Origin of the sequence: Herbaspirillum aquaticum, assembly GCF_002213425.1 — a bacterium.
In the GTDB taxonomy this organism is placed as follows: domain Bacteria; phylum Pseudomonadota; class Gammaproteobacteria; order Burkholderiales; family Burkholderiaceae_D; genus Herbaspirillum; species Herbaspirillum aquaticum.
In genome coordinates this window covers 1-25,934 of the sequence record NZ_NJGV01000014.1, presented here as the reverse complement: position 1 = coordinate 25,934, position 25,934 = coordinate 1, and the positions used below count along the sequence as shown (strand labels likewise).

The following is a 25,934-nucleotide window of genomic DNA, read 5'->3' as shown; positions in this document are numbered from 1 at the left end:
CCTCAGGCGCCATGCCAGTTCATCTTGATGCGGCCGATGGCCATCGCCGCTGCCGCCTGGCTGGGTTCCACCACGGGTATGCCCAGCGCTTCCTGCAAGGCGTCCCGATAGACTGCCATGCCGGCGCAGCCCATGACGATGACATCGGCTCCCTGCGTATCGCGCAAGCGCAAGCCCACCTCGCGCATGCGCGCCAGCGTGCGGTCGTAGTCGGCCAGTTCGGTCACGTTCAGGCCGATGGCCAGCTCGCCCGCCAGCCGGGACTGCACGCCCATCGCACCATAGGCGCGCAGATGGCGCGGAATGGAACCCGGCAGGATGGCGATGACGCCGAAGCGCTGGCCCAGTGTCAGGGCCGTGAGCACGCCACTTTCCATGATGCCCAGCACCGGCACATCCACCGCCTCGCGCACCGCATGCAATCCGGGATCGGAATAGCAGGCAATCACGAAGGCCCCTGCGCGGGCACGCAAGGAGCGCGCCAGCGCCACCAGCTGAGGGGCCACGCTGTCCACGTCCTGCTGGGTCTGGATGCCGGGCGGGCCCGAGGGCAGCGACAGGCATTCGATGGCCGGTCCTCCGGCCATGCGCAGCGGCGCCATCGCGGCATCGATGCCGCGCGTGACGACGGCCGTACTATTGGGGTTGATGACGAACAGGGCAGGGCCGTCGGCCGGGACAAGGGACATGATGGTTTCTCGCAAAACAGGAGTCAGCACAGGCAACGACTCTACCCCAGGCCGACGGGCATGCTCCTTGCTCATTTGTTGGTTCCCCTTAACATGCTGTTATGCGCGATGAGGATCCATGGCACTGAACCTGCGCCAGATCGAGGTGTTTCGGGCGGTCATGACGACCGGCTCCATCAGCGGCGCCTCGCAATTGCTGTTCGTTTCGCAGCCGGCGGTGAGCCGCCTGCTGTCCCACACCGAGCAACGGGTCGGCTTCGCCCTGTTCGAACGCATCAAGGGCAGGCTGTATGCCACACCCGAGGCCAAGAAGCTGTTCCATGAAGTGGAGCACGTGTACCAGGCCGTGCAGCGCGTCAACGAGCTGGCCACCGACCTGTCGGAAAACCGCAGCGGCATCCTCAACATCGTCTCCAGCCCGAGCATCGGGCAGATGCTGATCCCGCAGGCCATCGCGCTGTTCCGCAACCGCCATCCGGAGGTCAAGCTGACCTTCCACTGCCTCAACTATGGTTATCTCAAGGACCGCCTGCTGTCGCGCCAGGCGGACCTGGGCATCATCATCCTGCCGATGGAGCATCCCAGCCTGCAGGTCACCCCCTTGTGCAGCAACCGCCTGGTGTGCGTGCTGCCCTACAACCATGAGCTGACCCGCCGCGGCACCCTGACCCTGGCTGACCTGCAGCCCTTCCCGCTGATCTCCTACAACCGCGATTCCCCCTTCGGCGGCATCGTCGGGCGCTTCTACCAGACCGAGGAAGAGCCCTTGCGCCCCATCATGGAAGTGGGCTCGCCCCAGAATGCTTGTTCGCTGGTGCAGATGGGGGCGGGGGTGGCGCTGGTCGATGAATTCTCGGTGCGCAGCTGGGCCGGTACCAGCCAGATGGTGGTGCGGCCGGTGGCCCGTGCCCCCATCCTGCGGGCCAACCTGGTGCATGTACGTACCGAGCCGCTCTCGCAATTGACCCAGGCCTTCATCGCCGAACTGCAGCAGCTGGTGCGCACGCAGGGATATGGCCTGCCTGATGAAGAAACGAACATATCGGCTGGAACCGGCGATTAACACGACGTTAAGGCAAGCACACAAAAAGGCAAGCGACAAGCGCAGATGACTCCACGACAATCGTTTGCAACTTCTCCGGTCCGCCGCCAGGTTGGCCGCCGTGCCCACTCTTTTTTCATGGAACGTCGCGCATGTCTTCAACTCTCGCCCCTGCTTCCGCGCTGGCCACTGCGCGCGGTGTCTATACCATCTGCCCCACGCCTTTCCACGCCGATGGCGCACTGGACCTGGGCAGCATCGCCACCCTGGTGGAGTTCCAGATCGAAGCCGGCGTATCGGGCCTGGCCATCCTCGGTTTCCTGGGCGAAGCGCACAAGCTCTCCAACGCCGAGCGCCGCGCGGTGACGTCAACTTTCGTCAAGTGTGCGGCAGGACGGGTGCCGGTCTGGGTCGGCGTGCGCGCCCTGGGCCTGGCCGGTGCCATCGAGCAAGCTACGGAAGCGGCCGAGGCGGGCGCGGCTGCCGTCTTTGCAGCACCGCTGGACATGGCGTCCGATGCAGTGCAATTCGACTATTACAAGTCGCTGGCCGCAGCGCTTTCCATCCCCGTGGTGATCCATGATTTCCCCGATTCCTTCGGGACCGAAATCAAGGCCGAGGTGATTGCCCGCCTGGGACAGGAAGGCGGCGTCAATTTCATCAAGATGGAAGAGCCGCCGGTGGGCCAGAAGATCAGCCGCATCCGCGACCTGGCCGGTGAATCGATGCGCATCTTCGGCGGCCTGGGCGGCGTGTATTTCCTCGAAGAGCTGCAGCGTGGTGCGGTCGGCACCATGACCGGCTTTGCCTTCCCGGAGATCCTGGTGCGCATCTACGACCAGTTCGCCGCCGGTGACCTGGCGGGAGCGGCGGCCACCTTCGACAAGTATTGCCCGCTGATCCGTTATGAGTTCCAGCCCAAGATCGGACTGTCGCTGCGCAAGTATGTCTATCGCAAGCGGGGCGTCATCAGCAGCGATGCCATCCGTTCGCCGGGCATGCGCATCGATCCCGAGACCGAGCGTGAACTGGAAGCCGTGATCGCCCGCGTCGGCCTGGACCTGGATCAGCGCGGCGCGCTGGTCATCGCTTGAGGAGCCGCCGATGGATCTGGGAATCAGCGGGCGACGCGCCCTGGTATGCGCCTCCAGCAAAGGCCTGGGCCTGGCCTGTGCCATCTCGCTGGCACGCGAGGGGGTGGCCGTGACCATGACCGCACGCGGGGCGGAAGTCCTCGAAGCGGCAGCACAGCAGGTGCGTGCAGCCACCGGGGCCACCGTCACGACGGTCGCGGGCGACATCACCACGCCCGAGGGCCGCGCGCTGGCGCTGGCGGCCTGTCCCGCGCCGGACATCCTGGTCACCAACGCCGGCGGCCCCAAGCCGGGCGATTTTCGCGAATGGTCGCGCGAGGACTGGATCGCCGCCATCGATGCCAACATGCTCACCCCCATAGCACTGATCAAGGCCACCGTGGATGGCATGATGCAGCGCGGCTTCGGCCGTATCGTCAACATCACCTCCGGTGCGGTGAAGGCGCCCATCGACATCCTCGGTTTGTCCAATGGCGCACGTTCCGGCCTGACCGGCTTCGTCGCCGGCCTGGCCAGGACGACCGTGGCCCGCAACGTGACCATCAACAACCTGCTGCCGGGTCCTTTCGAGACTGAGCGGCTGCTGGCGACGGCTGCAGCCAGCGCACGCGGCAGCGGCAAGTCGGCAGAGGACGTGCTGGCTGCCCGCCGTGCGGCCAACCCGGCCCGCCGCTTCGGCCAGCCGGCCGAATTCGGCGACGCCTGTGCCTGGCTGTGCAGCGCCCAGGCAGGTTTTGTCACCGGACAAAACCTGCTCATGGATGGCGGCGCCTATCCCGGAACCTTCTGACCTCAAGACTCCTGCATGGACTTCGACCTCACCATCCGCAACGGCCGCATCTCTACCGACCGTGAGACCTTCTTTGCCGATATCGGCGTCAAGGACGGCGTGATCGCGCGCATCGCGCCGGGCCTGCCGCCGGGACGCGAGGACATCGACGCCGCCGGACGCTGGGTCCTGCCTGGCGGCATCGACAGCCATTGCCACATCGAGCAGCTCTCCGGCATGGGCATGATGTGTGCCGATGATTTCTATTCGGGTTCGGTCTCGGCGGCTTTCGGCGGCACCACCACCATCATCCCGTTCGCGGCCCAGCATCGCGGCAATCGCATCCCCGACGTGATCGCCGATTATGCGCAACGCGCCCGCGAGAAGGCGGTGATCGACTATGGCTTCCACCTGATCCTGGCCGATCCCGACGAGCAGGCCCTGCAGCACGACTTGCCGCAGGCCATCCGCGAAGGCATCACCTCGCTGAAGGTCTACATGACCTACAACGCCCTCAAGCTCGATGATTACCAGCTGCTGGACGTGATGGCGCTGGCCGGCCGCGAAGGGGCGCTGGTGATGATCCATGCGGAGAACCACGACATGATCCGCTGGCTCGCCTCGCGCCTGCTGGACCAGGGACATACCGCCCCCAAGTTCCACGCGGTGGCGCACGATCCGCTGGCCGAGGCTGAGGCCAGCCATCGCGCCATTGCCTTGTCGCGCCTGATCGGCGTGCCGGTGTTGATCGTGCACGTGGCCGGGGCCGAGACGGTGCAGACCATTCGCAATGCCAGGCTGCTGGGTGCGCAGATCTACGCCGAGAGCTGCCCGCAATACCTGTTCCTCACGGCGGAGGATATCGACCTGCCCGGCGTGGAAGGGGCCAAGTATTGCTGCAGCCCGCCGCCGCGCGATGCCAACGCCCAGGAGGCGGTCTGGGCCGGGCTCAAGGACGGCACGCTGGGCATGTACTCCTCCGACCATGCCCCGTATCGCTTCGACGAGAGCGGCAAGCTGCCGCGCGGCGAAGACACCACCTTCAAGGAAATGGCCAATGGCGTGCCGGGCATCGAGCTGCGCCTGCCGCTGCTGTTTTCCGAAGGCGTGCTGAAGGGCCGTCTCGACATCCACGAATTCGTGCGCCTGACGGCGACCAATCACGCCCACATGTATGGGCTGTCGCACTGCAAGGGCAACATCGCCGAGGGGCTCGATGCCGATCTGGTGATCTGGAACCCGGAACGCGAGACCACCATCACGGCGGCACTGCTGCACGACAACGTCGGCTATACGCCCTATGAAGGGCGGCAGATCCGGGGCTGGCCGGAAGTGGTCGCCAGCCGCGGCCGCGTGGTGGTCAGCGAGGGTGAACTGAAAGTGGCGCGCGGTTCGGGCCGCTTCATCGCACGCCAGTGTCCGGCGCCAGCCAGCATTGCGCAGCGGCCGACACGCAGCCATCTGCCGGGCTTGCTCGGCCTCAAGGGAAAGGCATGGGAATCGCAATGAGCAACAAGGACAATCGTTTCGGCCTGGCCGTGGCCCAGATGGGGCCGGTGCAACTGGCCGAAGACCGGACCACGGTGGTGCGCCGCCTGCTGGAGATGATGCGCGAGGCCGCCGCCCGTGGTGCGAAGATGGTGGTGTTTCCGGAATTGGCACTGACGACCTTCTTCCCGCGTTACTGGATGGAAGACCAGGCCGAGGTCGATGCGCGCTTCTTCGAGGCCGAGATGCCCGGCCCGCAGACCCGGCCCTTGTTCGAACTGGCCGCGCGGCTCAGGATCGGCTTCTACCTGGGCTATGGTGAATTGACGCCCGATGGCCACCACTACAACACCGCCATCCTGGTGGATGAAACAGCCCGGATCGTGGCGCGCTATCGCAAGATCCACCTGCCCGGGCACAGCGACCACAAACCTGATGCACCCTTCCAGCATCTGGAGAAGAAATACTTCGAGGTCGGCAACGACGGCTTTGGTGTCACTGACATGCTGGGCACGCGCATCGGCCAGTGCCTGTGCAATGACCGCCGCTGGCCCGAGACCTATCGCGTCATGAGCCTGCAGAGCGCACGCATCGTCACGCTGGGCTACAACACGCCGTCCTGGAACATCCACTGGAACGAACCGCCCCATTTGCGCATGTTCCACCACCTGCTGTCGCTGCAGGCCAACGCCTACCAGAACGGATTGTGGGTGGCGGCCGCCGCCAAGTGCGGCTTCGAGGATGGTTTCCACATGATCGGCGGTTCGGCCATCGTGGCACCTTCCGGCGAGATCGTGGCGCAGGCGCAGGGTGAGGAGGATGAGGTGATCTTCGCCAGTTGCGACCTGCAACTGGGTGAAACCTTCCTGCAGCACGTCTTCAATTTCGCCAAGCACCGCCGTCCGGAGCATTACCGTCTCATCGTCGAGCGCACCGGGGCCGGCGCGCCGCTGGCCCCGTCCGAGCTGTCTACCTGAATCACTGTCCACCTTCCACCCAATCGAGGAGTGTTGCGATGTTTCCGTTCCTGGTCCTGCCTTCCAAGTCTTCCCTGAAGTCCTCCCTGCTGGCCGTGCTGTCGGCCAGTGCATTGCTGTCGGCCGGTGCCATGGCCCAGGGCGGCCCGCTGCGCACCGGGGTGGATGCCACCTTTGCGCCGCATGCGATGGTCAAGCTGGGTGGCGGTCTGCAAGGCTTCAACATCGACCTGGGCGAAGAACTGGCCCGCCGCCTGGGGCGCAAGATCGAGATCGAAGGGACCGAATTTTCCGGCCTGGTGCCGGGCCTGAACGCCAAGAAATATGACTTCGTGCTGGCGCCCGTGACGGCCACCCCAGAGCGCGCCAAGGCCATGCTTTTCACTGAAGGCTACCTGGATACCGACTACACCTTCGTCATCAAGAAGGGCGCTGCGCCCATCAATGCGCTGGACGACCTGAAGGGCAAGACCATCTCGGTCAACAAGGGCTCGGCCTATGAACTCTGGGCGCGTGACAACGCCCCCAAGTATGGTTTCAAGTACGACGTCTATGGCAACAATGCCGATGCGGTGCAGGCAGTGCAATCCGGCCGCGCCGATGCCAACCTGGCCGGCAGCACCGTGGCCGCCTGGGCCGCCAAGCAGAATCCGGCCGTGCAGACCACCTACACCGTCAAGACTGGCCTGGTCTGGGCGCTGGCCTTCCGCCTGGATGACAAGGCCGGGCGCGACGCGGCCGGCATGGCGCTCAAGTGCATGAAGCAAGACGGCACGCTGGGCAAGATCGCGCAGAAGTGGTTCGGCTATACCCCGGCACCGGATGCCACCGTGGTCAAGGTGGGGGTGGGGCAGGGCGTGCCGGGCCTGGATGGTTACGATCCGACCCCGGTGACGCTCAAGTGCAACTGAGCGCACTGAGCCCACTGAGAAGAACTTGATGCCGACCGCCTGAACCGAGACAGAAGCCTCCATGAACCTTGCCGCTCCCATCCTAGAAATCGTCGGCCTGCACAAGTCCTATGAAGGCAATACCGTCCTGCGCGGGATCGACCTGCGCGTGCGGCCGGGCCAGCTGATCTGCGTGATCGGCCCGTCCGGTTCGGGCAAGAGCACCATGCTGCGTTGCTGCAACCGGCTCGAAGAACCCAGCGCCGGCCAGATCGTGGTGGATGGGCAGGACATCATGCATGCCCGCACCGACCTCAATGCCGTGCGCCAGAAAATCGGCATGGTGTTCCAGCAGTTCAACCTCTATCCGCACATGAGCGTGCTGGGCAACGTGATGCTGGCCCTGAAGAAGGTCCAGAAGCATCCGCATGCCGAGGCCGAACGGCGCGCGCGCCGGGCCCTGGAACAGGTGGGCATGCTGGAGAAGGCAGGCGCCTTTCCCGGCCAGCTCTCCGGCGGCCAGCAGCAGCGCGTGGGCATTGCACGCGGCATCGCGCTGGAGCCCAAGGTGATGCTCTTCGATGAACCTACCAGCGCCCTCGACCCCGAACTGGTCGGCAGCGTGCTGCAGGTGATGCGGCAGTTGCGCGAGGCCGGCATGACCATGCTGGTCGTCACGCACGAAATGGCCTTTGCCCGTGCGGCAGCTGACCGTGTGGTCTTCATGGACGGTGGCGTGATCGTCGAGGAGGGACCGCCCGAACAGATCTTCGGCGATCCGCAGCAGGCACGCACCAAGGCCTTCGTGGCGCGCTTCGCACAGCACGGCTGAGCCATGGAGCAATTTCTTTTTACCTTCTTCAATGCCGAGATCGCGGCGCGCTACTGGCCGGACATCCTGCGCGGCATGGGCGTGACCGTCCTGCTGAGCCTGGCGGTGATTGCCTCCGGCCTGCTGCTGGGGCTGTTGCTGGCGGTGCTGCGCGCCACCGGCAAGCGCGGCCTGGTGTGGCTGGTGGTCGCCTTTGCCGATGTCATGCGGGCCTTGCCGCCGCTGATCCTGATCATCGTGCTTTTCTTTGCGTTTCCGTATATCGACCTGGCCATGTCGTCCTTCACCGCGACCTGGCTGGCGCTGACCCTGGTGCTGGCCGCCTACGCCGAGGAAAGCATCTGGGCCGGCATCGCCGCCTTGCCGCGCGGCCAGAGCGAGGCAGCGCGTTCGACCGGCCTGTCATGGGGGCAGACCATGGCCGCCGTGATCCTGCCGCAGGCCTTGCGCATGGCGGTGCCGCCGCTGACCAACCGGGTCATCTCCATTACCAAGAACACCGCACTGGGATCGGTGGTGGCCTTGTCGGAGATCCTCAACACCGCCCAGGCCGCCAGCAGCAATGCCGGCAATCCCACGCCACTGATGCTGGGGGCGGCGGCTTACCTGGTGATCTTCATTCCGGTGGTCTTGTTGGCGCGCTGGCTGGAAACCCGCTGGCGCTGGAAACGATAGGAGAGCGCCGTCATGGACGCCTTGCTGCAGAATTTCTTCAACCTGGAGGTCTATCGCCAGGTCCTGCCCTTCCTGCTGGGCGGCTTGTGGACCACGGTGTGGCTGTCGCTGCTGGTGATCCCCATCGGCGTGGTATCGGGCTTGCTGCTGGCCTTGCTGGCCACCCAGAGCCGTTCGCGCACGGTGCGCATTGCGGTGGCAGTGTACGTGGATTTCTTCCGCTCCTTTCCGCCGCTGGTGCTGTTGATCCTGATCTATTTCGGCGCACCCTTCCTCGGGCTGGAGCTGCCCAAGCTGCTGGCCGTGGCGCTGGGCTTCATGTTCAACAACTCCAGCTATTTTGCCGAGGTGCTGCGCGCCGGCATAGAAAGCGTGCCCAGCGGCCAGATGGAAGCCGCGCGTTCGACCGGCCTGTCGCGCACCCAGGCGCTGGCCTGGGTGATCGTGCCGCAGGCCGTGCGCAACGCCTTGCCGGACCTGGTCGGCAATGGCATCGAGGTCATCAAGCTGACTACCATTGCCAGCGTGGTGGCCTTGCCTGAACTGCTGCGGGTAGCACGCGATGCGCAGTCGCTGGTCTACAACCCTTCGCCCATCGTACTGGCAGCCTTGCTCTATCTGGTGCTGCTGCTGCCCTTGGTGCGCTGGCTGTCGCGGCTGGAGCACCGGGGCCGCAGCCTGCACTGACAGGACTGGCGGCGCGAGGTTCAGGCAGTCGAACTGGCGGTGGCCGCTACGCTCTTGCCGCGATACAGCACCAGCGTCGCTACCAGCCCGCACACCGCTGCAAAGCTCATCCAGTAACCCGGTGCGGCCTTGTCACCCGAGGTTTCGATCAGCCAGGTCGAGACCAGCGGCGTGAAGCCGCCGAAGATGGCAGTGGCCAGGCTGTAGGCCAGCGAGAAGCCCACCGTGCGCACGTGCGCCGGCATCACTTCGGTCAGCGCCACCACGGCGGCGCCGTTGTAGCTGGCGTAGAGGAAGGACAGCCACAGTTCGGTGATCAGCAGGTTCTTGAAGCTGATGTCCGACACCAGCCATGACATCACCGGATAGGCCGTCAGCAAGGTCAAGAGCGTGAAGGCCACCAGTACCGGACGGCGTCCCACGCGGTCCGACAATGCGCCCATGATGGGCAGCCAGCAGAAGTTGGACAAGCCCACGCAGAAGGTCACGATGAGACTGTCGGAAGCCGACAGCTTGAGCACGTTCTTGCCGAAGGTCGGCGTATAGACCGTGATGAGATAGAACGAGACGGTCGTCATCACCACCATCATCATGCCGGCCACCACGATCTTCCAGTTCTGGGCGATGGAGCCCATGATTTCACCAAAACTAGGATGACGCTTGCGGGCCAGGAATTCTTCCGTTTCCTGCAGCGAGCGACGGATGATGAAGATGGCCGGCACGATCATGCAGCCGATGAAGAAGGGAATGCGCCAGCCCCATTCGCTGATCTGCACCGGCGAGAGCCACTGGCTGACCAGGTAGCCGATCAAGGCGGACGCCATGATGGCCGCCTGCTGGCTGGCCGACTGCCAGCTCACGTAAAAGCCCTTGTTGCCGGGCGTGGCCATCTCGGCCAGATAGACCGACACGCCGCCCAGTTCCACCCCCGCCGAAAACCCCTGCAGCAATCGCCCTGTGAGCACCAGGATCGGTGCGGCCATGCCGATGGTGGCATAGCCGGGCACGAAGGCAATCAACAGGGTGCCGATGGCCATGATGGCCTGGGTCACGATGAGTCCCTGGCGACGGCCCACGCGATCGATGTAGCTGCCCAGGATGATGGCGCCGAGCGGGCGCATCAGGAAGCCCGCACCGAAGGTGCCGAAGGTCAGGATCAGCGAAACGAACTCGTTGTCCGACGGGAAGAAGGTCCTGGAGATGTAGCTGGCATAGAAGCCATACAGGAAGAAGTCGAACATCTCCAGGAAGTTGCCGCTGGTCACGCGCAGGACGGTGGACAGCTTGGAGTGTTTGGCGGTGCTGCTCGTTGTGGTTGTTGTGTTCATGTCGGTCTCTCTCGTTCTCTCTTTGGCGCCGTATTTCGGCGCCTTGCTTCACATGGTTCAGCGGCGTGCCGGATCCAGGCCGGATGCCTTGATGGCCGCCTCAGCTTCCGGGGAAGAGAGGAAGTCCAGCAATTGCTTGGCCGCTTCCGGCTCGTGGGTGCCGACTACCACACCGGCGGAGAAGGGCGTGAGCTGCTGGGCACTTTCGGGGATCGGGCCGATGATGTCGATGCCCTTGACCGGCTTCAATTCGGAGATCTGCTGCAGGCCCACTTCGGCCTCGCCACGGGCGATCACTTCGCCCACCGGCTCGGCCGGGATCATGCGGCCCTTGTAGGCCATCTGCTGGTCGATGCCCAGGCGCTTGAACAGTTTGGTGGAGAGGAAGACGCCGCTGGCGCTGTCGGAGTAGACCACCGAATGGGCCGTCAGCAGGGTGCGTTTGAAGGCATCGATCGTGGAGATGTCCGGCTTGGGTGCGCCCGCCTTGACGGCCAGGCCGATGCGCGAGAGGGCCAGCAGCTTGTGCTCGGACTTGGAGACCTTGCCTTCGGCCACCAGCTTGTCCAGTGAGTCGCCGACCATGATGACCACGTCGATCTGCTCACCGCGCTTGATGCGGTTGGGAATGGCTTGCGGCGTTTCGCCCATCGAGGGGCCCCAGCCGGAGATGAGTTTGTGGCCGGTCTTCTGTTCGAAGACAGGGGCCAATGCCTTGTAGGCGGCAGCAAAGCCACCCGAGCTGACCACATGGAGGTCGGCGGCAGCGGCCAGGGAACTCATTGCGCCCAGGGCCAGGGCCAGGACGCTGCGTTGGAAAAGGGAAGTGCGCAGGGTGCGCGCAGTGGGAGCGGAACGGATCATGCGGATCTCCTGTTGGCGTGTTATTTCGATGTTTTGGGGATGAGACCCGGCAGTTTGCGTAGAATCGGTTGAAAAGTTAATTGCAATTAATCTGGGGATTGATAAAAAATGCGCATCAATATCGAGACCGCCGAATTGCAGGCCTTCATCGCCGTGGCACGCCAGTCGAGCTTTCGTGCGGCCGCCGAAGGCCTGTTCATTACCGCCCCGGCGCTGAGCCGCCGTATCGAGAACCTGGAGCGGGCCTTGCAGGAAAGGCTCTTTGATCGCACGACCCGGCGCGTCTCGCTCACCCCGGCGGGCGAATTGTTCCTGGTGCATGCCCAGGCGGTGATGGAGGAACTGGAGCTGGCCGTCAAGAGTGTCGAGCAGGGCATGGCGCACCGGCGCGAACATGTGACGGTGGCCTGCGTGCCCTCGGTGGCCAACAACCTGCTGCCGCTGGTGTTGAAGCCCTATGCACGCACCCATGCCAATGTGCGGGTGCGCATCATCGACGAGAGTGCAGCGGACGTGCTGGAAAGCGTGCGCAAGGGGGAGGCTGATTTCGGCGTGAATTTCATCGGCGCGCAGGAAGCCGAGATCGATTTCGAGGAATTGACGCGCGAGCGCTACCTGGCCGTGATGCCGTCCCATCATCCGCTGGCCGCGCAGAGCACCTTGCACTGGAAATCATTGGCGGGGGAGAAGCTGGTGTCGGTGTCCTCCAGCAGCGGCAACCGCAGCCTGATCGACAATGCCTTCTCGCGGGTGCCGCAGCGGCCGGTGATCCAGTATGAAACCAATCACGTGGCCGGCGCCATCAGCCTGGTCGCGGCCGGGCTGGGGGTGGCGCTGCTGCCGGAGCTGGCCATTCGCAATGCCCCCTACAAGGGCATTGTGGCGCGGCCGGTCACGAGCCCCGTCTTGAGCCGGGCCATGGGCTTGATCACCTTGAAGGGACGGGTGTTGAAACCGGCTGCCGCGACGCTGGCGCAAGCCCTGCGGGAGGCCATGGCCAGCAAGCCGCGTAAATGATTTTCTTGCAACGCTTGCTGCCTAAATTTTGTGCGGTTTATTGGGAGGGCAGGCGGGGACGGCTTTTGCGTGGGGCGCTCATGCATTATCCACAGGTTTATGCACATAAAACGGGGATAAGTTTCCAGTGCTGGCGCGGTTTCGGACGGGGTTGCGCAAATTATTTGCAAATCCGTTGGCCATAAAAAAGGCCCTCGCTTGCGAGGGCCTTTTTGTGAATTTTTTTGCAGTCCGGGGGCAACTTGTTGCTCTGGCCGGCCTTCGCATCTTGTCCAAAAAACCATTTACGGCATGCGCTGAGGGGTGCTTTTGCGGGGTCTTTTTTCGAAGAGGGGGCGATTATATAGCCGTCGGCGGAAAAATGATACTGCTTGTTTTCAGAAAATTATTTTCGGTCCGTGCTCACCGGCAAGCGCTGCAGCATTTCTGGTTGGCTAGGGGAACGTGTAAGCAGACTCTTCGTCGGGAATGGAGCCGTCGAGATAGCGATCATCCTTCCAGATCAGCCGCCATTGGGTAGCAACCTCCTCGATCTCATCGTCGGCGTCGAATACTTCGATGGTGGGAGCGTCGGAGCCGCCGTGCAGGTAGTTCATGCACCCGGCTGGCGGCAGGGGGCCGTCAGGCGCCTCGGCTGACCGCGAAAAAAGACTGGGTGCGCATTTGCGCATGGGGAGTTCGACCGGTTCCCATATTCCCGAGCACGGCAGTGCCTTGCCACTGGCCACTACGGTATTGCGCAAGGGCTCGGGCACGGGGGACAGGCTGTCCGGAAAAGGCAGCTTGTTGAGCTTGTCACGCCAGGTTTGATTGAAAACCAGCGGAGCGGGTTGATCCAGGTATTGACTCTCCAGGATCAGGGCGGCGCATTCAGACCAGGCGCTGTCGAGCATGGAGGTCATGGCGCAGAATGCATCCCAGCGCGGGGTATGCGCCAGGTCAATGTCGCTGTCTCCGGTCTGCACCCGATGGACGAATTCATGGAAGTAAGTCAGCGGCCGACGTGCCATCACGAATTCGCCGTTGGCATCGTAACGGAAGACGAGCTTGTTGCCCTGGCGCAGCCGGTTCACGCCTTCCTCGCAATGCGCCAGACCCTTGAGGATCAGGGCATGGTCACGCTCGGGCAGGCCCGTCAGTTTGTCCCAGCCCTGGTTCACGGCATCCCTCACGCTGGCCTCGGCCATGTCGGCCCATTGCTGGTAGAAGTGGAAGATGCGCTGCCAGGCGGTAAGGGAACTGAGTTTCTTGAGCAGGTGAAACAGTCGTTGACGATCCTGTGAATCGGGAAGCTGCGGGAACGGCATAGGGGCAGGTCCTGGTGGCGTCCCGGGTGGTTCGCGCAGAGCCGCCTGCCCGGTCGAATGCTGCAGGGAGTCGTCACCGCAGTTCGGCCGGGTAGAGTGAGCCAGTTATCGCAGCTTGGGGTCCTGGTAGCTCTCGTCGATCGCCACCCCTTGCTGTTTCAGCAGTTGCTCGGTGTGCTCCCGATCCTGTTTGAGCAACTTCAGTTCTTCGGGCAAGGCGGCTTGCCAGTCAGCTCGCCTTTCGGGGCCCACGATCCTGCGGGCCTCCTCGTTGGCGTCGACCAGGGAGAGTTTGATGAAATACGCTCCCTTCTTGCTGACATCCTTGCGCCGTGCGTCGCGGGTCAAGGTCAACGTGAGATAGGCGTTCTCCAGATGGAAACGCCACAGGCTGTCGTCCGGCATGCTCATCCACTCTTGCAGCGAGAGCGGATAGTCAGGATCCAACGCATAGACACGGGAATTCAATGCGTAGCGCAGGGCAGCACTGCCCTTGAGTCGCGGATGGCCACGTCCCTGATAACGCTGCCAGCCAGCGTTGCGGATGGCCTGCAACAGCGACAGGAAGCGCTGGCGCGCCACGTCGTGTGCAATCTCCTCTTCGCTCCCCAGGCCCGCATACAGATGCCACTCGACAATCTCTTCGCTGGCAAAGTTGGGATCATCACTTCCCGAAATGCCGAGCACGTCGTGGATTGTGATGACGTGTTCCCCGGTCTTGATCTGAACCGTCCCCAGCGCATTGCGCGGCCAGTCCACCGAATAGAAGTTGACGTTGGGCGGGCGGTTGAGCGATTTGATCTGGTGCGGGTAGCGCGCAAGCAGTGCCTTGCCGGGCTGGTTGGGAGTGATCTCGATGGCTTCAGGCATTTTCTGGCCGTGGTCTGGGTGGTCGGGGGAGCAGGCGCTCACGAGTGCGACGAACAGTGCCGCAGACAAGATTGCGCCAAGGCGTGTTAGGTGGTTCACGATCATCGAAATGGTGGCTTTCAGCGCGGTCTGCCCAGCATGTAGGCTGAAGGATAGTTTTGCATCTGGTCCATGTTGACCCAGCCGGCCATTGGTTTCAACTGGCTTTCCATGTACGGCCGCTGCCTTTGCATCAAGTCGTGGAAGAGATCTGCCACGCTGGCAATCCATTGCATGCGGCTCTGGAAGTCTTCCAGTACGGTGTCGGCGGGCGCCTCCGATTTCAATTTCTTGTCGCCGATGTCACAGGCGCTGGTGAAGGCCATCTGCAGCTTGGGCGATAGCATGCGTATGCCCCGCAAGCGCTGCACCCACACCCAGCCGGCAAAACAGGCGTCATCGTAGATCAGTGGTTGCAGAATCACACCTTGCTCATGATTGGCGATGGCCATGAGATGCTGATCCTTGAGTCTTTCCTGGTCGTCTCCGGGCCTGGTCGATTCAATCTGCCCGACCAGGTCGAATGCCTCGACGATGTAGTCATGCCGATGCATGTTGGCGATCTTGGGTAGTGCTTCATCCTTCCAGGGATAGTTGGCGACCTGATCCCTGACCGGCTTGATATAGGCAGAGGCATCCCGGCGCGATACGCATTGGTCGAAGCTGTTGCGAAAGCGCGTGTAATACCAGTGCCATCCGCTGATGTCATAGAACAACCATAAATTGCCCTTTGCCAGCCCCTTGAATACGGGATCAATGATCGGTACACGCAGATCGTCCAGCGAGCAGGCTACCGTTTTGCTGGCGAACGCCCCCAGCGCCATCCAGTAGAAGCGACCCTTTTTGGATGGGTCGCCATAGTCTTCGGTCTCCAGATAAAAGCGCGCGTAGGTGGCCGAGATGCGACGGGCGCGATCGCTGAAAACAGGGATGATGGAGCCTTCATTGCGTCCATGCAGGGTACAAAGCCGCTTGGTGCTCATCTGCTGAACCATCGACCACATCAGGTTGCAGTCACACTTCAGTTCCTTGCAGGATTTCAGCGTTGTATTGGTTTGTGACTGTGCTGTATCTGGCGAACCCATCAGGTATGTCCTGTTGATTGATCGATTTGACAATCAGTTCTTGGCCGGAATGACCTTGAACCACTCCATGGCAAATTCCACGTTCTCGCTGGCTTCTGTGGACAGCCGTTGGCTCATGCCATCAGCGCCCGTAGCGGCAATCTGCTCACCCGCTGAGCTCTTGATGCGATAGGGAACGTCAGGCAGAGGTTCACCATTGGGGTCCCTGACGACAAAGGCTTCGTCATAAAGTTTGTATCGGGTGTCTGGCAAGGCTGGCAGATCGGGTGACGCTGCGGCCCCGCCCGCAAACGCATGGCTTGCCCCCTTGACCGAAAACGTCCCCGGGCAGGCGAAGGTGATGTTGCCGCCCTCCAGGGTCACCGAGGACTGGCCAGCCTGCAGCACGATCTTGTTGCGGGCCTTGATCTCGATGCTGTCGTTGACGCTGGTGACCACGACATCCTTGTCGGCCAGCACCTCCAGCGCATCGGTGTGCGCCTGCAGCGACACCGGCCCGTTGCCGGCGAAGGCCTGGATCCCGCCATCATGCGCGAAGAGACTGGCGGCCTTGCCTGCGGCCGCGCTGATGGTGTCGGAGGCCGTCCAATGCGTGTCGCCCTGGCTGGTCCACTGCAGGTTTTCACCTGCATACAGCACGGTGGATGCGCTGCTGGCCCAGTTGATGTTGGAAGGGGACTCCATCAGTACCGCCGGCTTGGCGAATTTTTCGACCGCTTGCGATGGATCGGTCTGGCGGGAACTGCCATCGCTCTTAAGGGCGTCCTGGCCGTTGACGCTGGCCGGATGCTTGCCCAGGTCGGCCGGGTCGATGACCGAGATGAAATCGGATTTGGCCTGCAAGGCAGCGGCGCTGTGCAGTACCTGCTGCCGGGCGGCGGCCTCGCTCATGGCCTGCACCAACTGGCGTGCGCCCTTCAATTGCGCGACTGCTTCCCTGGCGTCCATCTGCGTGCCGCTCACGCTGGCCCCGCTGGCCGGCCGTGCGGTGGACGACAGCAGCAGGCCTTCGCCGCCGCGCACCACGCCCCAGGCATCGCTGCGCATCTCGAAACCCTGGCCACGGTAGCTGCCGCGCTGGGCGCCCGTATCGGCCTGCTCGACCAGATGGCCCAGGTTGAGCTGTGATTTGGCATGACTGGAGGCCAGCCGCATGCGCAGTTGTGACTGCGTATCATCGACCACCCATTGATTGAATCCGCTACCGTCGTGCGCGGTGCTGTGCCAGCCGGAAATCGCGCCGGCATGATTGGCGTCGGAATCGGTACCGGCCGGGAAGGGTGGTGCATCCTGGCCGTTGTAGAGCTCGGCGACCACGACCGGACGATCGATATCGCCCTCGATGAAATCGATCAGGACTTCACTACCCACACGCGGGACGAACTGGCTGCCCCAGTTGGGACCGGACTGCGCCTCGGCCACGCGCACCCAGGTGCCGGAAGCGTCATTGCCGGGGGCGTTGCCGTTCTGGTCCTCCAGGTTGCCGGTCTCGCGCAGGCTGCCGGGATTGGGGACCTGGCCGCGCTGCCAGTGGAATTGCACCTTGACCCGGTGATTGCGGTCCGTAGTGACGGCGGCGTCGGGCAAGCCCGTCACCAGCGCAGTTTGCGTACCGCGTGCGGTCGGCTTGAGTCGCTGGGTGATGGCCAGCGGGACCACCGGCACCGCCGCGCGCACGGCCACGAAGCGGTTGCGATAGGTGCCGGACTTGAGTTCGTCTGCGGTGGCGCTGCCGGACAACCCGCTCGCGGCCGGGGCCGCCATGTCGTCGAGGAGGCGGGCAATATTGCTGTCGAAATTGTTGCGGGCGGCGTGACTGACGCTGATGACCTTGAAGCTGTTTTGGCCATCCGGATAGCGTTCGTGCCGGAGCAGCGAGAACTGGGCTCCAGCTGCCAGCTGACGCACCGAACCTGCGCCTTCGAAGCGCTTGTTCTGCATCTCCAGGGCCTGCAGCATCAGCCGTGCGTGGGTCGAGGCAGCGTCCTGGTCGGCGAAGTCCTGCTGCCCGGTGCCGTCATAGACGGGCAAGGAGGGCAGCTCGCCGGCCTCCAGTGCGGAGCTGTCTTCGGCGGACGGGGAGGAGATTTTTTCGGGATGCCAGCTCGCCAAGGCCACGCCATTGGGCTGCACGCTGCGCACGGCGCTGAAGTCCGTGATGGCGTCGCTGTCCTCCATGGCGGCGACGCGGTGGAAGCGGATGCTGTCATAGCCGCCCGGCATGGCAGGCGCCGCGGCATCGGGGTCGAAGATGATCAACTTGTGGCGCGCCCGCGCCTGTCCTTCATCGCGGGGGCGTTCGTGCTGATCCTGTTCGTGCTCGAAACGAAAACTCAGGCCTTCCGAAGCCAGGATGCGGCGCAGGAAGGCCAGGTCGCTTTCGCGGTATTGGGTGCAGATCTCACGCCTGGCCAGCGAGCGGCTCACGTCGAGTGAGAAGTTGGCTTGCGGGTATTGCTTGAACAGTTCGGCGGCGATCTCGGTCACCGTCATGTCCTGGAACAGGTAGCTGTCGCGGCGCAAGTCGAGCAAGGACAGGAACGATTCCATGCGCAAGCGATAGCGTGCCAGCCCGCCGTCGGCTCCCAGCCAGCACGCCTGGGTGCAGTAGCCGTGCCATGCGCGGCTGCTGCCGTCGGCTTGCAGCAGGCGCAGGGTGATCTCGCTGCCGATGAATTGCTTCAGGTCCAGGTCAGTGGACACGGACAGGGCATCGATATCGAAATGGAAGTTGTCGTTGATGCTTTCCTGGCCGTGGAAGCGTTCTACTACCAGCGACTCCGGCAAATCGCCAGATTGCGCCGAGTGCAGGGTGATGAGGCGCGCGTGCTGTGACAGACCGGCGCCGAACACGGTCGAGATGACCCTGGAGTGCATCGGAAACGGGCAGGCTCATGGCAACCGCCCTTGGCCCGGAAAGGTGAGGGATGAGGAAATCATGTGCTTGGCCCCATTGTCGTTGTCATTTTCTTCATCGGCTGGCGATGGGTGGTTTGCGCAGTCTCGGCGCCAGGACAAATGTTGCAATCGCTGTGCGCCGTGTTGGCGCCAGCGCCTTAAGGACAGGCAATCAGGCGGAAAGTTCTCAGGGGCGGAGAGAATGTTGGCACGCGGGCAGGAGGCCGGCGGTCGCCTGCAAGGAAACAGCTATCGGGCGTATCAATTGTTGAGCTTGGCCGCAGCGGCGTGATGCTGATCTGTTTGCTCAATGCCGGCTGGCGCTTGCAAGGTAGTGTTCGGTGCTGTTCAAGAGCGAGAACTTGATCCGGAGCCAGAAAATAAAAATGCACCCTTAAGGGTGCATTTTCAAATCATACTGTGTGGTGCGGGAGCCGGAATCGAACCGGCACGCCTTGCGGCGCGGGATTTTGAGGCTAGCGACACTAATTCGGTAAAAACGAGTATATCACGGGCTTAGACAGAGGGAGAGATGCGGTTTATCGTATTTCTAGGTCAAATTTGGTCAAAACTAACTCTGTATGCCACCTCCCAAAAAACTCTCAGAACGAACCATCGATAAGAACATTACCGTCAGATGCGACGGCTATTCCTTCCGTGTACGCCTGACAATCCAAGGTCTACGCGTTGATGAAACCTTCGATTCTCTACAAGATGCGCGTGCCTACAGGGATCGAATGAAATCGGATGCAACGATCGATCCCACGCACAGACTTGTACTTGAGGCGAAACAGCGGAAGCAGGAGGCTGCTCAGATGACGCTTGGTGCCTTGCTTGATCGGTACGAGCGAGAGATAACTCCTACTAAGAAAGGGGCTGCAGTCGAGCGAACGAAGATTGGCAAGCTAAAGAGATATCCAATTTCTAGATTGCCGATTTCCTTGGTCGGTCGCGACGCTGTCTCTCGATTCATGGCCACTGCCAGAAATGAAGGTTGGTCGGAAAATAATTTGCGCAAATATTTGATGCTGCTGTCGAGCGTCTTTCAAGCCGCAATTCGGCGTTGGGGTATGAGTCTGGAAAATCCTGTGCGAACGGTTCAGGTTCCGGCCAACGGTAAGGCTCGTGATCGCAGACTGGAGGCCGGAGAATATGAGCGAATCTACGTGCAACTGAAGCAGGCTCGAAATCCCTATGTCGCCTCTCTGTTTGAATTTGCAGTGGAGACGGGGGCGCGTAGGGGAGAGATTCTTAACCTCCGTCGAAAAGACGTGAATATTCTCTCGCATACTGCGGTTCTACGAGACACAAAAAATGGTGAAGACAGAGTGATCCCGCTCAGCGGAAGAGCGGTTGGAATCATTAAAGAGCTGCCCGACCCCTCCTCTGAAAATGTATTTGCTGTGAATGAAAAACAGCTGCGGGACGCGTGGGAAGCCGCAAAGCGAAGGGCTCGCAAGGAATACGAAAAAGAATGCGCTGAGAAAGAAATTGCGTCGAGCCCTGGCTATATCACGGGACTACGATTCCATGACCTCCGTCGAGAGGCAACCAGTAGATTTTTTGAACGGGGATTGGACTTGATGGAAGTGGCATCGGTTACGGGCCATAAAACGTTGCAAATGTTGAAGCGCTATACGCACTTGAGAGCAAGCGACCTTGCAAAAAAACTGGGCTAATAATGATGAATTCTATGATCGAATTGGACAGTATTCTTCGGCCGTTAATCGAAGCGGCATTTGATGAAAGTCAGGAATCGGTTTCCCAAAAAATGAATGAGATTTTGGTTGTTTTGGAGGATGAGGATCCGTTCATCATGGCGCTTGATCGGTTACAAGCGCTAATTGGCCTGACTGAGACCGAAGCTCAGCTGGGTATCCTAAGTGGCTATCTCGCGGGAATTTTGCATTGCCGGCATATGTACGACGCCGTTATGTAACTCTGTCAAGGAGACCGTGGAATAAATGCGGGTACCGCGTTTATGCCGCGAAAGCTCCTTGACGGCGCACCATTCGGAAATAATCGCCCATGGGAGTAGGAGCAGTCCAGACTGCTCCTACTCCCATGAGGAGCCAAGGCGCCACCAAATAACCTCACTTTGGATTTATCAGTGAAATATCTAATTATCGACTTAGAGGCAACTTGTTCGGATGACGGATCAATCGCATCCGATGACATGGAAATCATCGAAATTGGGGCTTGCTGGGCTACCTCGTCCGGCCAAGTACTTCATCGATTTCAGCACTTTGTTAAGCCGCTGGTTAATCCGCTGCTGACACCTTTTTGTACTTCACTTACTGGTATTACCCAAACAGACGTGGATGGTGCGCCGTTTTATTCTGTCGTAGCTGAGCGATTGAAGGATTTTGTTGAAGCAAACCGTGCACCCGGTTCTATTTGGATGAGCTGGGGGAGTTATGACCTCAAGCAGTTAATTCGCGAGTCCTCATTTCATAACGTGGCGCATCCAATCGCTCTTCCGCACGAGAACGCCAAGAAGACCTTTGCCAAGGTTCAGAAGATTGGAAAGCAGGTCGGGATGACGAAGGCCTGTGAACTTGTAGGTCGTCCATTAATCGGCCAGCACCATCGAGGCCTGGATGACGCTGAGAATATTGCCGGGCTTTTGCCATGGATTCTGGGGCACCGACATACCAGAAATGGCGCCTAAATCGGAGCATGGTTATGCAGACAGCTATGATTATTTTGGCCTCAGCATGTGTTTTAGCAATTTGGGCACTTTATCGTCGAGAAGATCGTGCCCGACGAGCACACTTGGAGGCTCTCAAAGACAAGAACTTCAATCCCCAATACATGTTGATAGGGGCTTCTCATTACGTGGCATTTGACACAGATTCACAACAGCTTGCGTTTGCGTCACGCCGAGGCGCGCAGCTATTCCTTTTTACAGAGATGGCCGAGATTCGATGGTCCTGGCTTGAAAAAGGGGGCAGGAGAGAAAACAATGATCTTGATTTCCGTCTGAACAACGTTAATTGCCCGCTCGTAAAGGTACGCTGCACATCTGCCCGCCAAGCTGAGGAGTGGCAGGCCAAGATCCAAGCTATGTGGTTTGAGCGAAATGGCCGACTGGTGTAACCACAATCCGCTACTCAATGTAATCCGAGGAGGTCTCATGACTTCCGTCATACACTGGCTAGCCGGTGTTTTCTGTCGGGAATGGCATTGTTTTATTTGCAATAATTGGATGAGGAAAATACGCAGAAATAGTGCGTCGATATGGTGATTTTCCATTGGCGCATGTGGCCGATTATGCTGCTCAGCTGCTTTGATCCAAAAATATTCCGGTGTGGCAAAAAAGGAAACTTTGATATCATGTTGGGATCAAGAACACGGGTGAAACAATGCCAATTGATCCTCGAACTATCGATATCTATCACATAACGGATGTGAATAATCTGGCATCTATCATCGCCGCTCGTGGTCTGCACTCGGATGCCGCGATGATTCGGGCGAATGTTCCGACCACCGCTATTGGATATACTCACATTAAGCAGCGCCGTTTAGATACTATTCGCGTTACATGCTGTGGAAATCGTTTTGTGGGGGAGTTTGTGCCCTTTTATCTATGTCCTCGTTCCCCAATGCTTTGTGTAGTAAACGGGGGAAGATCGGGGCGGCCGCAAGGCTGCCAGAAGGACATCGTGCATCTTGTCAGCACAGTTGCCAGCGGAATTCAATTAGGACGGCCTTGGGCTGTTAGTGATGGTAACGCGGGTGCGGCATATGCATCTTTTGGAAATACGCTTGCTCACTTTGAGGCGTTGGATTGGGAAATCATTGAATCCAATAGCTGGGGGGGCGAACGGTTGCACAAGAAGCAGTCCGAGTTCTTAGTTGCAGATTTTTTTCCCTGGACATCTTTCGTAAAAATCGGCTGTTATAACCAAGCTGCGCTGAACAAGGTCCAAGCGATTCTTCAGGGTTCGCAGCATCAACCTCGGGTCCGAGTCGAACCCAATTGGTACTATTGAAATGATTGAGATCACAACCGGCAATTTACTTACCGCTGATGCTGAGGCGCTCGTTAACACCGTCAACACTGAAGGTGTGATGGGGAAGGGAATTGCTTTGCAGTTCAAGCAGGCATTTCCCAATATGTTTAAAGCATACGAGGCAGCTTGCAGGGCTGGTGAGGTTCAACTCGGCCGGGTCCATATTTACGATCTCGGTGGTCTTGTCGGGGGACCACGTTGGATCGTTAATTTTCCAACGAAGGCTCACTGGAAATCCCGTAGTAAATTAGCCGATGTAAAAAGCGGTCTTCAAGATCTTGTTTATCAAGTTCAAAAACTGGGAATTCATTCAATTGCAGTGCCCCCTCTTGGTTGTGGCTATGGCGGTCTAAGCTGGGACGATGTTCGTCCATTGATTGAAGAAGCCTTCAATGATGTGCCGGAGGTCGCCGTTAAGCTTTATCCGCCTAACGGGGCCCCCGAACCTAAAAGTATGCCTAACCATACAGAGACTCCTCCAATGACCGATGGGCGCGCTGCGTTGATCGTAATGATGGAGCGTTATCTCGAAGGTTTGATGGATCCATTTGTCAGTTTGTTGGAGGTCCATAAGCTCATGTATTTTCTTCAAGAGGCTGGAGAGCCCTTGCGCCTGAAGTATGAAGCTAAGACATATGGTCCCTATGCTCAGAATTTACGCCAAGTCCTAATTAGGCTTGATGGGCACTATATTTCAGGCTACGGGGATGGTCAGGATAATCCCACAAAGCCTTTAGAATTGATTGATGATGCCGTTGAAAAAGCATCGCAATGGATAGAGAACAGCACGCAGACATTGGATCGTATAAGTCGAGTTAGCGATCTGATTTCTGGTTTTGAAGATCCGTACGGTTTAGAGCTCCTTAGTTCTATGCATTGGGTAATGTGTGCGGATCCATTGGCGCGCGATTCAGTTGAGGAAGCGATTGCAGCAGTTCATAAATGGAATGCGAGAAAAAAATCGACGTTAAAGCGCGATCATTTACACAAAGCATGGGCTCGTCTAAAAGATTTGCGTTGGGATACCGAATCTAAAAGCGCTATCCACTGAATAGTGTCAAAAAGTTGGACTTAAGCGAATGAGCATACTGGCCCTGGGATCGCTTTGGATACTCGAGAAAAATTAACATTTCGAATTGATAGCTTTACTCCGGAGACTTTGCCAATGGCTAGATTGGCTAGTTATCTGGCGGAGCTCGCTGCGTTATATGGCAGTGAGGAGCGAGTTCATTTCGATAAGCTAAAAAAAGGTAGTGCGATTGTGCAGGTCTTTGTTGAAGAGCCTGCATTCGCCAAGGTATATAGTCGCCTCCAAAGTGTCAAAACGGGTGATCCAGATCCTGAAGCGCAGAAAGCCTATAAAGCATTGGACACGCTTCTGCGATCTGATAACGCCGTGGGGTCAATAAGCCGTGAGCGGGGGGGGAAAGTATTGGATTTTCCCGGCCGAAAAGCACCAGTTGTAGAGACTTATGTTGTCATGCAGCCTACCACGGTCGATGGAACGGTAATTAAAATTGGAGGACGGGATGACACTATTCCCGTTACCCTTCGTGACCAAGAGGGGAAAATAATTAACTGCCAGATACGGGGTGCGGCGAACGCCAAAGCGTTATCGCATCACTATTTGGAAGCGCCTATTAGAGTTCATGGGGTTGGGAAGTGGTGCCGTGATGCTGCTGGTACCTGGGAGATCGATACGCTTCATATCCAGTCGTGGGAGGAGCTAGATACCACTCCGCTCGATGAGATAGTTCAAACTATTTTTGTGCAGCCGAAAGGGGGCTGGAAGTCAGTTGATGACCCGATCGCTACGTGGCGTAAGTTGCGAGGTCTTGAATGATTATTTTCGACGCGAACATATTAATTTCCCTTGCGACGATGGAGGAGAGCGAGCTTACGTATGACCGTTTGATGGGCCTTCTTCAGGATCTGATCGCGAGTAAAACCGTAATTGGCGTGCCAGCGCCTGCATGGGCGGAGTTCCTATGTGGTACAGATATAGCAACGTCTCCGGTTGTTATGGGATTGCGAAAAAAGAGTGCAATTAGAATTCTCCCATTCGATGAAGTTGCTGCATTTGAAGCTGCATTTATCCATCGGGGCGCTATGGCCATAGGGAAAAAAAAGGGAGCGGCAAAGGCCCCTTGGCAGCAAGTTAAAATTGACCGCCAGATATTGGCCATTGCTCGGCAAAATCAAGTTTCGACTATTTATACCGATGACGAGAATATGATCCTAGAAGCATCCCGGCTAGGCATCTTGACCGTCCAGAGCAAGGACATCCCTTTAAAGCAAAAACAGACGTCGTTAGATTTTAGTGGCCTCGAATCTCAGGAGGCTTTTGGTTCGGGAGTCGGCGGTATCTAAAAAGCCCGTTTGCCTGGTTTTTTATTGGATATGTTTTTCCAAAATTGCTTCCTCGTGATTTTTACTCCGCAGCTCAGGAAATTAGTGGCCCGCAAGGCTGATTAGGGCGCGGTTCAATTTTGTGTTGTGGAGCTGAATTTCTTAGCCTAGTTGCATCTTGACTGAAGGGCGTAGCGCGCTACTTCTGAGAGGGATATGCCCGGCCGTTTCTGCGCTACCCACATGTCCAGCTCTTTTCGGCGAATTGAACCTTCATCTTCCCACTGTTTTACCGATTTCCACGACCATACTTCCCTTCCTGCGACACACTCGCACACCCATATCATCGTTGATCGTTTATATGCTTCAAATTCCGCTTGGGTTTTCTGATCTATTTCGTCTGCATGCGACGTCACAGTAACGAACAGCGTGAGAAATGCGATCCCCGCAGTGATAGCTAAAAATTTCCAGCGACGAACATCAGATTTAAGCTGATTCCACCTCATCATATTTTGCTTTCGGCGAGATTCAAGGGCGGCCTTTTCACTATCTCTTCGCCGTAATTCCTCCAGCCATTCAGCATGCCGGATGACCAGGCTTACTGCGCACTCCTCAGCAGAGAGCGAAGATTTCGCAAGCTCATTAGCTTGGTTGATTGACCAGGTGATAGCCTTTGGGACGCCCTGCAGGTCATCGTGTCCTTCGTCAATATCGTAGAGCGCGAAAGAGTGGTATAGAGGTCTGCCGCAGAATGAACCTGCTCTGATGTAGAGAATAAGGACCATGGCTGAAAAGATCTCCCCATGGCCGAACTCTCCACCGCAAATACGATGAGCGCACTCATGCAGGTAGAGCGCAAGGATTTGCCTTCTGTGCATTTCTTCTGACAAATCCGTGCGCTGAACTAGTTGAGTACTAAAGTGGGGTAAAGTGGACCCATCCGTCAAGACAGCGTTTGCCAGAATTTAAGCTGCATCCATGACTTCACTTGCAGCAGAACAGCGCTGCCCTGATCCTG

At 59.3% G+C, this 25,934-nt stretch carries 26 protein-coding genes; 18 read left to right on the top strand and 8 right to left on the bottom strand.

Going from position 1 to position 25,934, the window contains the following annotated elements; all coding sequences use genetic code 11:
* Nucleotides 1-2: 2 nt before the first annotated feature.
* A complete protein-coding gene (locus CEJ45_RS15235; protein ID WP_088755931.1) occupies nucleotides 3-689 on the bottom strand; it encodes an aspartate/glutamate racemase family protein in 687 nt (228 codons plus the stop codon).
* Nucleotides 690-807: 118 nt separating this feature from the next.
* Here CEJ45_RS15235 and CEJ45_RS15230 point away from each other — a divergent pair, with 118 nt between their 5' ends.
* From CEJ45_RS15230 to CEJ45_RS15190, 9 genes are all read left to right on the top strand, one after another.
* Nucleotides 808-1,752 carry a LysR substrate-binding domain-containing protein gene (locus CEJ45_RS15230; RefSeq protein WP_088755930.1) on the top strand — a complete coding sequence of 315 codons (945 nt, stop codon included), beginning with the start codon at nucleotides 808-810 and terminating at the stop codon, nucleotides 1,750-1,752.
* Nucleotides 1,753-1,883: 131 nt separating this feature from the next.
* Nucleotides 1,884-2,825, top strand: a complete 942-nt coding sequence (locus CEJ45_RS15225) for a dihydrodipicolinate synthase family protein (protein ID WP_088755929.1) — start codon at nucleotides 1,884-1,886, stop codon at nucleotides 2,823-2,825.
* Nucleotides 2,826-2,835: 10 nt separating this feature from the next.
* Nucleotides 2,836-3,615 (top strand): SDR family oxidoreductase, encoded by a 780-nt coding sequence (locus CEJ45_RS15220; RefSeq protein WP_088755928.1) that lies wholly within the window; start codon nucleotides 2,836-2,838, stop codon nucleotides 3,613-3,615.
* 15 nt (nucleotides 3,616-3,630) lie between these two features.
* The gene (gene hydA / locus CEJ45_RS15215) at nucleotides 3,631-5,103 is read left to right on the top strand and encodes a dihydropyrimidinase (RefSeq protein ID WP_088755927.1); all 1,473 of its coding nucleotides are present in this window, start codon (nucleotides 3,631-3,633) and stop codon (nucleotides 5,101-5,103) included.
* Nucleotides 5,100-6,059: an N-carbamoyl-D-amino-acid hydrolase gene (locus CEJ45_RS15210; RefSeq protein ID WP_088755926.1), complete on the top strand. Its 960-nt coding sequence runs from the start codon at nucleotides 5,100-5,102 to the stop codon at nucleotides 6,057-6,059. Before hydA ends, CEJ45_RS15210 begins: the two co-directional genes overlap by 4 nt.
* 38 nt (nucleotides 6,060-6,097) lie before the next feature.
* Nucleotides 6,098-6,970 carry a transporter substrate-binding domain-containing protein gene (locus CEJ45_RS15205; protein ID WP_088755925.1) on the top strand — a complete coding sequence of 291 codons (873 nt, stop codon included), beginning with the start codon at nucleotides 6,098-6,100 and terminating at the stop codon, nucleotides 6,968-6,970.
* A gap of 61 nt (nucleotides 6,971-7,031) precedes the next feature.
* A complete protein-coding gene (locus tag CEJ45_RS15200; protein WP_088755924.1) occupies nucleotides 7,032-7,781 on the top strand; it encodes an amino acid ABC transporter ATP-binding protein in 750 nt (249 codons plus the stop codon).
* Between the two features lie 3 nt (nucleotides 7,782-7,784).
* Nucleotides 7,785-8,456, top strand: a complete 672-nt coding sequence (locus CEJ45_RS15195; protein WP_088755923.1) for an amino acid ABC transporter permease — start codon at nucleotides 7,785-7,787, stop codon at nucleotides 8,454-8,456.
* Nucleotides 8,457-8,468: 12 nt separating this feature from the next.
* Nucleotides 8,469-9,143, top strand: a complete 675-nt coding sequence (locus CEJ45_RS15190) for an amino acid ABC transporter permease (RefSeq protein WP_088755922.1) — start codon at nucleotides 8,469-8,471, stop codon at nucleotides 9,141-9,143.
* Between the two features lie 20 nt (nucleotides 9,144-9,163).
* Here the strand turns inward: CEJ45_RS15190 and tcuC are convergent, their stop codons facing one another.
* Nucleotides 9,164-10,471, bottom strand: coding sequence for an MFS transporter (tcuC, locus tag CEJ45_RS15185; RefSeq protein ID WP_088755921.1), 1,308 nt, complete (start codon nucleotides 10,469-10,471; stop codon nucleotides 9,164-9,166).
* A 57-nt stretch (nucleotides 10,472-10,528) separates the two neighbouring features.
* Complete coding sequence (locus tag CEJ45_RS15180) at nucleotides 10,529-11,335, bottom strand: substrate-binding domain-containing protein (protein WP_088755920.1); 807 nt, start codon at nucleotides 11,333-11,335, stop codon at nucleotides 10,529-10,531.
* 108 nt (nucleotides 11,336-11,443) lie between these two features.
* On the opposite strand from CEJ45_RS15180, the gene CEJ45_RS15175 reads away from it, so the two are divergent.
* A complete protein-coding gene (locus CEJ45_RS15175) occupies nucleotides 11,444-12,352 on the top strand; it encodes a LysR family transcriptional regulator (protein ID WP_088755919.1) in 909 nt (302 codons plus the stop codon).
* Between the two features lie 434 nt (nucleotides 12,353-12,786).
* Here the strand turns inward: CEJ45_RS15175 and CEJ45_RS15170 are convergent, their stop codons facing one another.
* From CEJ45_RS15170 to CEJ45_RS15155, 4 genes are all read right to left on the bottom strand, one after another.
* A complete protein-coding gene (locus tag CEJ45_RS15170) occupies nucleotides 12,787-13,659 on the bottom strand; it encodes an Imm71 family immunity protein (protein ID WP_088755918.1) in 873 nt (290 codons plus the stop codon).
* Between the two features lie 105 nt (nucleotides 13,660-13,764).
* A complete protein-coding gene (locus CEJ45_RS15165) occupies nucleotides 13,765-14,634 on the bottom strand; it encodes a hypothetical protein (protein ID WP_241517353.1) in 870 nt (289 codons plus the stop codon).
* 14 nt (nucleotides 14,635-14,648) lie between these two features.
* Nucleotides 14,649-15,653: a DUF2515 family protein gene (locus tag CEJ45_RS15160; RefSeq protein ID WP_088755916.1), complete on the bottom strand. Its 1,005-nt coding sequence runs from the start codon at nucleotides 15,651-15,653 to the stop codon at nucleotides 14,649-14,651.
* Nucleotides 15,654-15,686: 33 nt separating this feature from the next.
* Nucleotides 15,687-18,530 carry a type VI secretion system Vgr family protein gene (locus CEJ45_RS15155; RefSeq protein WP_241517352.1) on the bottom strand — a complete coding sequence of 948 codons (2,844 nt, stop codon included), beginning with the start codon at nucleotides 18,528-18,530 and terminating at the stop codon, nucleotides 15,687-15,689.
* A gap of 602 nt (nucleotides 18,531-19,132) precedes the next feature.
* Here CEJ45_RS15155 and CEJ45_RS15150 point away from each other — a divergent pair.
* The 8 genes from CEJ45_RS15150 to CEJ45_RS15120 all read left to right on the top strand — a co-directional run bounded on the left by CEJ45_RS15150 (nucleotide 19,133) and on the right by CEJ45_RS15120 (nucleotide 24,937).
* On the top strand, nucleotides 19,133-20,230 hold the full coding sequence (locus CEJ45_RS15150; RefSeq protein WP_088755915.1) for a site-specific integrase: 1,098 nt from the start codon (nucleotides 19,133-19,135) through the stop codon (nucleotides 20,228-20,230).
* A gap of 14 nt (nucleotides 20,231-20,244) precedes the next feature.
* Nucleotides 20,245-20,490, top strand: coding sequence for a glycosyltransferase family protein (locus CEJ45_RS15145; RefSeq protein WP_141107008.1), 246 nt, complete (start codon nucleotides 20,245-20,247; stop codon nucleotides 20,488-20,490).
* 171 nt (nucleotides 20,491-20,661) lie between these two features.
* Entirely contained in the window at nucleotides 20,662-21,222 is a 561-nt protein-coding gene (locus tag CEJ45_RS15140; RefSeq protein ID WP_338152871.1) for a 3'-5' exonuclease, read from the top strand.
* A 104-nt stretch (nucleotides 21,223-21,326) separates the two neighbouring features.
* On the top strand, nucleotides 21,327-21,650 hold the full coding sequence (locus CEJ45_RS24585; protein WP_141107007.1) for a hypothetical protein: 324 nt from the start codon (nucleotides 21,327-21,329) through the stop codon (nucleotides 21,648-21,650).
* Nucleotides 21,651-21,916: 266 nt separating this feature from the next.
* Nucleotides 21,917-22,546: a type II toxin-antitoxin system toxin DNA ADP-ribosyl transferase DarT gene (gene darT, locus CEJ45_RS15135; protein ID WP_088755912.1), complete on the top strand. Its 630-nt coding sequence runs from the start codon at nucleotides 21,917-21,919 to the stop codon at nucleotides 22,544-22,546.
* A gap of 1 nt (nucleotide 22,547) precedes the next feature.
* Complete coding sequence (gene darG, locus CEJ45_RS15130) at nucleotides 22,548-23,618, top strand: type II toxin-antitoxin system antitoxin DNA ADP-ribosyl glycohydrolase DarG (protein WP_088755911.1); 1,071 nt, start codon at nucleotides 22,548-22,550, stop codon at nucleotides 23,616-23,618.
* Nucleotides 23,619-23,672: 54 nt separating this feature from the next.
* Nucleotides 23,673-24,410, top strand: a complete 738-nt coding sequence (locus CEJ45_RS15125; protein ID WP_088755910.1) for a hypothetical protein — start codon at nucleotides 23,673-23,675, stop codon at nucleotides 24,408-24,410.
* Nucleotides 24,407-24,937 (top strand): PIN domain-containing protein, encoded by a 531-nt coding sequence (locus tag CEJ45_RS15120; RefSeq protein WP_088755909.1) that lies wholly within the window; start codon nucleotides 24,407-24,409, stop codon nucleotides 24,935-24,937. Before CEJ45_RS15125 ends, CEJ45_RS15120 begins: the two co-directional genes overlap by 4 nt.
* 146 nt (nucleotides 24,938-25,083) lie before the next feature.
* Here the strand turns inward: CEJ45_RS15120 and CEJ45_RS15115 are convergent, their stop codons facing one another.
* Nucleotides 25,084-25,794: a hypothetical protein gene (locus CEJ45_RS15115; RefSeq protein WP_088755908.1), complete on the bottom strand. Its 711-nt coding sequence runs from the start codon at nucleotides 25,792-25,794 to the stop codon at nucleotides 25,084-25,086.
* Nucleotides 25,795-25,934: the final 140 nt, after the last annotated feature.

Excerpts from the sequence above, each read along its gene's own strand:
- CEJ45_RS15235 (WP_088755931.1), bottom strand. The coding sequence starts at position 689 with ATGTCCCTTGTCCCGGCCGACGGCCCTGCCCTGTTCGTCATCAACCCC.
- CEJ45_RS15230 (WP_088755930.1), top strand. The coding sequence starts at position 808 with ATGGCACTGAACCTGCGCCAGATCGAGGTGTTTCGGGCGGTCATGACG.
- CEJ45_RS15225 (WP_088755929.1), top strand. The coding sequence starts at position 1,884 with ATGTCTTCAACTCTCGCCCCTGCTTCCGCGCTGGCCACTGCGCGCGGT.
- CEJ45_RS15220 (WP_088755928.1), top strand. The coding sequence starts at position 2,836 with ATGGATCTGGGAATCAGCGGGCGACGCGCCCTGGTATGCGCCTCCAGC.
- hydA (WP_088755927.1), top strand. The coding sequence starts at position 3,631 with ATGGACTTCGACCTCACCATCCGCAACGGCCGCATCTCTACCGACCGT.
- CEJ45_RS15210 (WP_088755926.1), top strand. The coding sequence starts at position 5,100 with ATGAGCAACAAGGACAATCGTTTCGGCCTGGCCGTGGCCCAGATGGGG.
- CEJ45_RS15205 (WP_088755925.1), top strand. The coding sequence starts at position 6,098 with ATGTTTCCGTTCCTGGTCCTGCCTTCCAAGTCTTCCCTGAAGTCCTCC.
- CEJ45_RS15200 (WP_088755924.1), top strand. The coding sequence starts at position 7,032 with ATGAACCTTGCCGCTCCCATCCTAGAAATCGTCGGCCTGCACAAGTCC.
- CEJ45_RS15195 (WP_088755923.1), top strand. The coding sequence starts at position 7,785 with ATGGAGCAATTTCTTTTTACCTTCTTCAATGCCGAGATCGCGGCGCGC.
- CEJ45_RS15190 (WP_088755922.1), top strand. The coding sequence starts at position 8,469 with ATGGACGCCTTGCTGCAGAATTTCTTCAACCTGGAGGTCTATCGCCAG.
- tcuC (WP_088755921.1), bottom strand. The coding sequence starts at position 10,471 with ATGAACACAACAACCACAACGAGCAGCACCGCCAAACACTCCAAGCTG.
- CEJ45_RS15180 (WP_088755920.1), bottom strand. The coding sequence starts at position 11,335 with ATGATCCGTTCCGCTCCCACTGCGCGCACCCTGCGCACTTCCCTTTTC.
- CEJ45_RS15175 (WP_088755919.1), top strand. The coding sequence starts at position 11,444 with ATGCGCATCAATATCGAGACCGCCGAATTGCAGGCCTTCATCGCCGTG.
- CEJ45_RS15170 (WP_088755918.1), bottom strand. The coding sequence starts at position 13,659 with ATGCCGTTCCCGCAGCTTCCCGATTCACAGGATCGTCAACGACTGTTT.
- CEJ45_RS15165 (WP_241517353.1), bottom strand. The coding sequence starts at position 14,634 with ATGATCGTGAACCACCTAACACGCCTTGGCGCAATCTTGTCTGCGGCA.
- CEJ45_RS15160 (WP_088755916.1), bottom strand. The coding sequence starts at position 15,653 with ATGGGTTCGCCAGATACAGCACAGTCACAAACCAATACAACGCTGAAA.
- CEJ45_RS15155 (WP_241517352.1), bottom strand. The coding sequence starts at position 18,530 with ATGCACTCCAGGGTCATCTCGACCGTGTTCGGCGCCGGTCTGTCACAG.
- CEJ45_RS15150 (WP_088755915.1), top strand. The coding sequence starts at position 19,133 with ATGCCACCTCCCAAAAAACTCTCAGAACGAACCATCGATAAGAACATT.
- CEJ45_RS15145 (WP_141107008.1), top strand. The coding sequence starts at position 20,245 with ATGATCGAATTGGACAGTATTCTTCGGCCGTTAATCGAAGCGGCATTT.
- darT (WP_088755912.1), top strand. The coding sequence starts at position 21,917 with ATGCCAATTGATCCTCGAACTATCGATATCTATCACATAACGGATGTG.
- darG (WP_088755911.1), top strand. The coding sequence starts at position 22,548 with ATGATTGAGATCACAACCGGCAATTTACTTACCGCTGATGCTGAGGCG.
- CEJ45_RS15120 (WP_088755909.1), top strand. The coding sequence starts at position 24,407 with ATGATTATTTTCGACGCGAACATATTAATTTCCCTTGCGACGATGGAG.
- CEJ45_RS15115 (WP_088755908.1), bottom strand. The coding sequence starts at position 25,794 with ATGCACAGAAGGCAAATCCTTGCGCTCTACCTGCATGAGTGCGCTCAT.